Raw genomic sequence first — 7,023 nt, forward strand, 5'->3', positions numbered from 1 at the left:
GTAGAACGGCTTGAATAATTCAAAGTTTGTAGTGAGGAATTTATTCCTCATTTGAGGGCTGAAGCCCTTACTACGAAATCATCTCCAGATTTTTTACATTACTTAATCTACTTTGATTTATTTTCGTCTACTTACTTAGTTTATCTTTGGGAATGACAATTAATTTGATTCGTTAAATTTCATCATCATTTGATAAATACTTTTTAAAACCTGAAAATTTGGAACTGCATTCAAACCAGTAATTAGGTGCGTTACATTTCATTAACACACCCTACAGGATAGGCGATCGCACTGCCGAAATTTGATGGCGTATATCTACGGCTGTTTTAATATAGAAACGATTAGCTTGAAGCATCTCGTTGATTTGGCTAGGTGTTGCAGGTTCTTGTAAAATATGAATTATCAAGGGTAAAATATGAATAGTTTATCCAAGACTAAAATAAGATCAACATTTTTTAGGAGGTGCTGTTTCTGACTAATTTACCGGATGATTTAGCCATTACCGAAATTCATCAAGCAATTGGTAATCTTGTCATTCGATTTCCATTACTTCATTGTCAAGAATGTGCCAAGACACTCAAACAGTGGTTAAAACAACGTAAAATTTCTGGTAAACTTTGGCGACTTTCGACCATATACGATAATGAAGATTTTATTTTGAGTTATCGCTTAGAAAAACAAGGTTGCTTTGAAACTATTACGGAAAATGGCGTTCATTACGGTGTTGAAGTTTTTGGCAAAATTTTCGACAACCTTTCCCGACAAGGACTATACCCAGATGACTGGGTTCAAGATTTTATTTCTCTATCTAATGAGTTTAAAATAGAAGTAATAGAAGAATTTTGAAAATTTTTAATGGAGTTAAACTCAATGAGTACATTATTTAACTTACTCGAAAAAATTAAAACCAAACCAGGGTTATATTTGGGAACAGCATCTATCAGTAATTTACGAATGTTTATCTTGGGATATCGCTTTTCTCGCTCTGAATTAGGTATTACTAATACTGAAACTGAAAGTGATTTTCATAAAAACTTTCAACCTTGGCTACAAAACCGCTTATCTATCCATACGGTTAACGCTTGGGATAAAATTATTTTACTCACCTGTATTGATGAAAAAGCTGCATTTGATTACTTTTTTCAATTACTAGATGAATTTATCCAAAGAGACAAAAGCCAGGATATTGAACCAATTCTGGCTAAACCATCCTCTGAAAATTCTCAAAAAGCTGCCTGAAGAATAATACTGAATCTTAGTGTGCTTGGTTGTTTCTATAGTAATGAGCGATCGCCATTAATCCCAGTGAAGGAAGCACAAGAAAGTCAGTGCTTGCGCGATCGCTTTTCTCAAGGATGTTAAACAGCAAATCTAACACTTCTAGACTACGATCCCTTTTAAAAACCTTAAACGAGAACTCCTGCCATTTCCCTAATTCGATTTGCCCAGGTTTGAGACAAGGTGGAAATTTCCAGACGACTAGAATCACTTGCCCAAGTTGACAACCAATGAATATGCCATCGAGATAATTGACGTTGCATTTGAGCTAATTTAAAGGCATTATCTACATCTAAATCAATGGCTGTCAATTCTAAAAACACTTTACTTTCTCGAATAATCTCAAGTACCGCTTCTCCATTAAATTCATTTAAACTGAGAGATGCCATTTGCAGAAAGTTCTGTGCTAATCTTTCCAGACGTACAGAAAGACGTTCACAACGAAAGGTAATTTGTTCTACAGTCCAGTTATTCATAAACCTCCTAATAATTTGTGGATGATTTGTTTGACTTGTTCACGAATTGTCGGATCTAAAATTTCCATTGATCTATTTTGACGTGGACGGAGATTTACCATTGATTCATAGAAAATTTCTTGAGAAATAGGATTCCAACTCGCGCCCCAAATATCCTGCTGTTGACTTCCATTTTCAAGTAAAATAGTTTCACAGTCAGAGTGCATTTCACCTCCACCTGCTAAAATTTGATGGCGTATATCTACGGCTGTTTTAATATAGAAACGATTGGCTTGAAGCATCTCGTTTATTTGGGTAGGTGTTGCAGGTTCTTGTAAAATATGAATTATCAAAGGTAAAATACGAGTCAATTTATTAAATCATTCTCTCATATTACCTTAAACGATATTAATGTGATCGCATTAATCATAGTTAAGAAAGCACAAGATAATGGATTTTAAGCGATGGTATGTTCGCTGGCTTGTGACAAGAGCTAATTTAAAAAACTTTCATATTCATCATGATTACCGATCCAAATCCAATAATAATCGTCACCCTTTTTCAAGGCTAACGCTCGATATCCACCACTGACACGGGCAGACCAAAGATTTCTACCGACTTTTTTGAAGTGCAAAGAGGGATGAAGTGAGTTTTCCTGCCAAAGCTGATAAGCCTTCCGCGCTTGCTCGGAGCATCTCAGATGACAATTCAGCATACGTTTTCCAAAACTCAGTCGTCGCAAAGGATTTCATCAAGATCCCTCACGTTGTTGGCTGCAATATCTTTTTCTGTCTGAGCAATGAGGCGATCTAATTTCCCTGATGCTAAATCTGCCTCAATTTGACGATCCCACATCTCATCAAGATATTCTTGAAGCCATTTTGCCAGATCACGAACTTCACTTTCTGGCAATTGCTTGATTACTGATTCAACTTCTAGCCGAGTAGTCATACAAGATTTTACATTTAAAGAGTTTTTCTTTTCTATATTATCACCAACTTTGACATTGAAACGCCATTAGATGGTAGCTATTTGACTAATAGCGAAGTCCGTAGAAACGCTTTTCTCAAAGATGAAAACGTAATAAGGTGCGTTACACTTCATTAACGCACCCTACAAGATCGGCGATCATTAGCGATCGCAGTTAAGGAAACGCAAGACAATGGATTTTGAGCGATTCCTACGGAGCGCTTCGCTATCGCATTAGCCAATATGAGCGATCGCACTTAAAATTTCTCACCTAATAACCTTTCTAGTTCTGCATTAATTGAATATCTGCCAGACACAAAGCCTGTATCTTCAAGTTTCTCTCTAAGTTTCTCCAAATATCGAAGTACATTTGTCCTGCACATTTCAAGCTGTATCACATCATAGCCTCGCTCAATAGCTTCAGTTAATTCGTTTATCATAAGTCCGAGATTTCGGCTAATTTCACCAACTACCTCAGCGGGTAGTTGCTGTTCTTTAACAACTCTTCGTCTAAAAGAATCTAATTGTTCAAGGAAACGTTCAAACCTCGCCATGCTAGAGGGAGAAAAAGATTCAAACGATGCCCGAATTGGAGACCTACTACGGAAAAATTCCTGTTCCAAATAACGTCGTGTAAAATTTCTTGAATTAGATACTCCGTCAGTTTGAGAATAGGGCTGAATATCAATACTAGATGTACACCTTAAAGCATTTCTGAAGGCTGGATGAACTATGAAGACATTATCGTTATCTTCAACCGTTCTTGGATCTTGATAGTAAAAAACTACTTTACCAACTCGTTCCACTCCGATAAAACCTATGCCATATAGGATGTTTAGACAACTATCAACACTTAGTAGTTGTCTGTAAGCAGGATAACGCTCCTCTAGTGCCAAGTTGATTCTGCTGTAAATCTCTTCAAGACGCACCCTTGGAAGAACGTAACTAGTATTACTGAAGATAATCAATAAATCATTCAGAAACGGATAATTTACTCGATATTCACCAAGTAAATCATTAAGTTTCCAGCTTGAATACATATCAAGAGCTTGCAGTATATGTTTCTCTTGAACAGAATCAGAACCTTCTCTCCTTGCAGTATCAACACAAAGGTTACATAGTTGAATGATGTCTCGTGGTCGCATCAGAGTATGAGACACGACAAAATCAGAAGTTTTGCTGCCTTCGACTTCTGAAGGAAAATATTGCGACCAAAAATCCTGAGCCACCATACCCTCTTGCTTAGTTGAGACCCTTGCTCTCTCCAAGATAATTTCAGGCAATGTTGTTGAGTTCCAAAGAACAGGTACTTCATCTCCACGAAGCTTATCTTTGTCAAAAAAGTGTAGCTGCTCATATATATCTGTCCGAAGAAATACAGCACACGATACATTGCTATTCATTTGATTAATTTCTTTGGATGCCATGAGCAATCCTATAACCATCTCATTAGATGAAAGGTTGCCGTCCCAAATTTCATCAACCTTATCTACCAGCAAGAAGAATTTATACTCTTGAAGATGATCCAATGGTTTCTTTAAGTAACTCTCTAAAAACTCTAGCTTTGAGTTAAAATCCAAGCCCTCATTTGTTGCTTGGTTTGCCTTCACCTCTACTGACTGTCCAAAGGCTTTGAAGGTTAATGCAGTCTGAATTCGGTTTATTATTCTCCAAAAACTTTCTTGGAAATTTAGATCGTCTACCTCTCGATTCTCAACAAGAAATTCTCTAATCTTCTTCAATTGAGATGAGCATCTTTGATCGTTCGACCAGTCTGACTCAGGCGATTTCTCTGGCTCGGTTGACCAATCTGACTCAAAGTGGCTTCTTGATGCCTCTAATAGAAATTTGCAAATTTGAACTAGAAAAATATATCTCCAAATTAACTTTTTTGACTGTTGCTCATTGATGCCAGCCATTTGGAAACGCTTGATTTCATCAGCAGAAATTGCATCAGGAGTAACTACACAGGCATAGGTTTTTTCTTCTCTGTTTAACTCCTTCTTCAATATCAAGCATAACGCACTTTTGCCCGACCCTTTTCTTCCAATTACTAGTGATTTAGAACGTGACTTTATCTGATCAAAAATAGCTGTCTTCAAAAAGCTACCTTGTAAAAGCCCACTGCCAGTAAAGTCAGTTTCGGCATCATCTTTGCCAAAATATAGATTTGTGATTGTCATATAGTAGTTCTTCTAAACAGGAAGAGTTTCTCGGGTCAATATTAGGAACTTTAAGGGCAGAACGCAGAATCTCTGTGTACCAGCCAACTAGTTATTAGACGGAAAGTTTCGGTCTAACATACCCAGATTTTACACTGGTTATGTTGAGCTTAACTCAGGTAATGAAAATATCATGACCCATTATACCTTACCATAACGTCTAAATAATAGCAATAAAAATTCTGGATATCGTCAATATCTAAGTATTATTATTATATAGAATATTTCGGGCTATCCATCTGAGTTTGTACGCAACCACAGTAGTTTGAGCTTATTTATCGCTGATATGCAGAATTTTTCTAAATCTCTCAAATTCCAACATTAACCTTTCATTCTCCATTCATAGCGCCAATATTTCATTCTTCTGTAACTCAATTAACGACCTTTGACTAATTACCTCACCAAAGGCTTTTTTCCTATTTTCAATCCCAAACCATCTTTGATAGGTTTTTGTATGTTCATCAACAGTATGACCTAAATTATCTGCTGCTGCTTTAATGGGTATTCCCTGAAGATGCACTCGAATTGCACAAGCATGGCGTAAATCATAAGGTTGAAATTCAGTTCCCACTTTTCTAAACCATCTGGATATATCTCGTTGCATCCAATTAATATTTTCCAGTCAAAGACCTTAACCCCAAAATCATCTAAAGTCAAAGTATCCACTAAATAATAAAATCATCATGACTCGCTGGTTTAATAGCGAAGCGCGACCTAGTAATCGCTGTTTTTAGTGATGTAGGGATATGCAATGCGATCAAATCAGACAAATTTTAGAAAAATGAACATTGAATTTTGCTCAACGCAAGATAATATAGAAACACAGTCTTATAAAAAACATCATGCAAGCATACAAACTCAAAGGAAAAATTGATCAATCTGGTAACTTGCTGATTACCGAACCCGTGAACTTACCCCCCGGAAATGTGGAAGTAATAGTCTGGCCAGCTACGGATACCCTTGATAGTACCACAGCCCCAACCAGTGAACCAGTGCCAGAAACACCAAAAAGAAAATCTAGAATCAAAGCATTCCAGGGTTTATTTGAAAATGCCCCACCCGTTCCAGCAGATTTTGATCCAGACCAAGCTAAATGGGAATATTTAAAGGAGAAACATAACCTGTGAAAGTCTTACTAGATACTAACATCATTATTGATGATGCCTTGGAAAGAGAACCTTTTTGGGATGCAAGTGAACAAGTTTTATCACTAATTGAAAAAGGAACAATTGCAGGTTATATTTCAGCCTCAACTTTTAGTGATTTGTATTACATTATTCGTAAAGCAAGAGGTCGAGATTGGACGCTTACTTATTTAACTCAATTAGTTACCTTCTGTCAAATTGCTACGGTAAATCAGACTGTAATTACAATGGCTTTCACAACCAATTTTAAGGATTTTGAAGATGCTATTCAATACTCCACTGCGGTAGTCAATCAATTAGATGGGATTATTACCCGTAATCCTCAAGATTTCCCTGTCGTGACACCGCGAATTATCACTCCTGAACAATTAATTGAGGAACTAACAAACTCTTGATAAGATTATGATTGTAGAATTATCTTTAATTTCTTTGAGGATGAGGAATTATTACAAATAGTTATGTGATTTTTATCCCTCCTCGAAATTCTCGCAGCGCTTGAGCATGATTTTCCATATTAATACAACCCATCAATAAATCTACATCTAAACTCGGTAGAAGTTGCGATTTATTAACAGCTTCATACCCATCATTTCCTAAACTATAAAACAATAATTTATCATTCATCCAAAACCAAACTTCAGGAATTTGTAACCGTTTATATGCTTCCAGTTTATTAATTCCTTCACTACTAACAACCACCTCAATCACTAAATCAGGTTGTTTTCTATTTGCTCCCAATTCATAGGATTCATCACCTTCTTTTTTGACCTTTTCAAATTCATTTTCTAAAGTAACAGAACCAGTAGGAGTAAAATCTAACCCACATTCCGCACCCCAAAATGTTACAGAGGGAAATTACGGAGATGAAAATCAAAGGGAGCATCAAAACAAACAGATAAAGTGAAAAAAGGCATTTGAGAAACAGTAAATCACCAAAAATGTCATCAAAATCTA

Annotated in this window: 11 protein-coding genes and 1 pseudogene; 4 read left to right on the forward strand and 8 right to left on the reverse strand. The window is 36.3% G+C overall.

The genetic code is table 11. The features are described 5' to 3' along the window. Window positions 1–271 precede the first annotated feature (271 nt). Window positions 272–406 carry a hypothetical protein gene (locus PN450_RS00735; protein ID WP_256370339.1) on the reverse strand — a complete coding sequence of 45 codons (135 nt, stop codon included), beginning with the start codon at window positions 404–406 and terminating at the stop codon, window positions 272–274. 56 nt (window positions 407–462) lie between these two features. Here PN450_RS00735 and PN450_RS00740 point away from each other — a divergent pair, with 56 nt between their 5' ends. Both PN450_RS00740 and PN450_RS00745 read left to right on the forward strand, forming a co-directional pair. Continuing rightward, a complete protein-coding gene (locus tag PN450_RS00740; RefSeq protein WP_148761906.1) occupies window positions 463–846 on the forward strand; it encodes a papain fold toxin domain-containing protein in 384 nt (127 codons plus the stop codon). 24 nt (window positions 847–870) lie between these two features. Then, the gene (locus tag PN450_RS00745) at window positions 871–1,239 is read left to right on the forward strand and encodes a hypothetical protein (RefSeq protein WP_148761904.1); all 369 of its coding nucleotides are present in this window, start codon (window positions 871–873) and stop codon (window positions 1,237–1,239) included. A 167-nt stretch (window positions 1,240–1,406) separates the two neighbouring features. Here PN450_RS00745 and PN450_RS00750 read toward each other — a convergent pair whose 3' ends face one another. The 6 genes and pseudogenes from PN450_RS00750 to PN450_RS00770 form a co-directional block, all read right to left on the reverse strand. Then, window positions 1,407–1,754, reverse strand: a complete 348-nt coding sequence (locus tag PN450_RS00750) for a hypothetical protein (RefSeq protein ID WP_148761902.1) — start codon at window positions 1,752–1,754, stop codon at window positions 1,407–1,409. Then, window positions 1,751–2,095 (reverse strand): DUF5674 family protein, encoded by a 345-nt coding sequence (locus PN450_RS00755; RefSeq protein ID WP_271835066.1) that lies wholly within the window; start codon window positions 2,093–2,095, stop codon window positions 1,751–1,753. Before PN450_RS00755 ends, PN450_RS00750 begins: the two co-directional genes overlap by 4 nt. Window positions 2,096–2,226: 131 nt before the next feature. After that, window positions 2,227–2,448: a ParE family toxin-like protein gene (locus tag PN450_RS24175; protein ID WP_465249369.1), complete on the reverse strand. Its 222-nt coding sequence runs from the start codon at window positions 2,446–2,448 to the stop codon at window positions 2,227–2,229. 14 nt (window positions 2,449–2,462) lie between these two features. Beyond that, window positions 2,463–2,684 carry a hypothetical protein gene (locus tag PN450_RS00760; protein ID WP_271835060.1) on the reverse strand — a complete coding sequence of 74 codons (222 nt, stop codon included), beginning with the start codon at window positions 2,682–2,684 and terminating at the stop codon, window positions 2,463–2,465. A 275-nt stretch (window positions 2,685–2,959) separates the two neighbouring features. Then, complete coding sequence (locus PN450_RS00765; protein WP_271835062.1) at window positions 2,960–4,885, reverse strand: P-loop ATPase, Sll1717 family; 1,926 nt, start codon at window positions 4,883–4,885, stop codon at window positions 2,960–2,962. Window positions 4,886–5,264: 379 nt separating this feature from the next. After that, a pseudogene (locus PN450_RS00770) lies at window positions 5,265–5,546 on the reverse strand (tyrosine-type recombinase/integrase); the annotation flags it as partial. Between the two features lie 220 nt (window positions 5,547–5,766). On the opposite strand from PN450_RS00770, the gene PN450_RS00775 reads away from it, so the two are divergent. Continuing rightward, complete coding sequence (locus PN450_RS00775) at window positions 5,767–6,051, forward strand: hypothetical protein (protein ID WP_148761896.1); 285 nt, start codon at window positions 5,767–5,769, stop codon at window positions 6,049–6,051. Further along, a complete protein-coding gene (locus tag PN450_RS00780; protein WP_148761894.1) occupies window positions 6,048–6,464 on the forward strand; it encodes a type II toxin-antitoxin system VapC family toxin in 417 nt (138 codons plus the stop codon). The genes PN450_RS00775 and PN450_RS00780 overlap by 4 nt, the downstream gene beginning before the upstream one ends. A gap of 61 nt (window positions 6,465–6,525) precedes the next feature. On the opposite strand, the gene PN450_RS00785 is transcribed toward PN450_RS00780, so the two are convergent. Further along, on the reverse strand, window positions 6,526–6,807 hold the full coding sequence (locus PN450_RS00785; RefSeq protein WP_246863085.1) for a Uma2 family endonuclease: 282 nt from the start codon (window positions 6,805–6,807) through the stop codon (window positions 6,526–6,528). Window positions 6,808–7,023 lie beyond the last annotated feature (216 nt).

Origin of the sequence: Dolichospermum lemmermannii CS-548 (assembly GCF_028330815.1) — a bacterium.
Classification (GTDB): Bacteria; Cyanobacteriota; Cyanobacteriia; order Cyanobacteriales; family Nostocaceae; genus Dolichospermum; species Dolichospermum lemmermannii.

Coding starts and splice junctions, on each gene's coding strand:
- PN450_RS00745 (WP_148761904.1), top strand. CDS start 871: ATGAGTACATTATTTAACTTACTCGAAAAAATTAAAACCAAACCAGGG.
- PN450_RS00750 (WP_148761902.1), bottom strand. CDS start 1,754: ATGAATAACTGGACTGTAGAACAAATTACCTTTCGTTGTGAACGTCTT.
- PN450_RS24175 (WP_465249369.1), bottom strand. CDS start 2,448: ATGCTGAATTGTCATCTGAGATGCTCCGAGCAAGCGCGGAAGGCTTAT.
- PN450_RS00760 (WP_271835060.1), bottom strand. CDS start 2,684: ATGACTACTCGGCTAGAAGTTGAATCAGTAATCAAGCAATTGCCAGAA.
- PN450_RS00765 (WP_271835062.1), bottom strand. CDS start 4,885: ATGACAATCACAAATCTATATTTTGGCAAAGATGATGCCGAAACTGAC.
- PN450_RS00775 (WP_148761896.1), top strand. CDS start 5,767: ATGCAAGCATACAAACTCAAAGGAAAAATTGATCAATCTGGTAACTTG.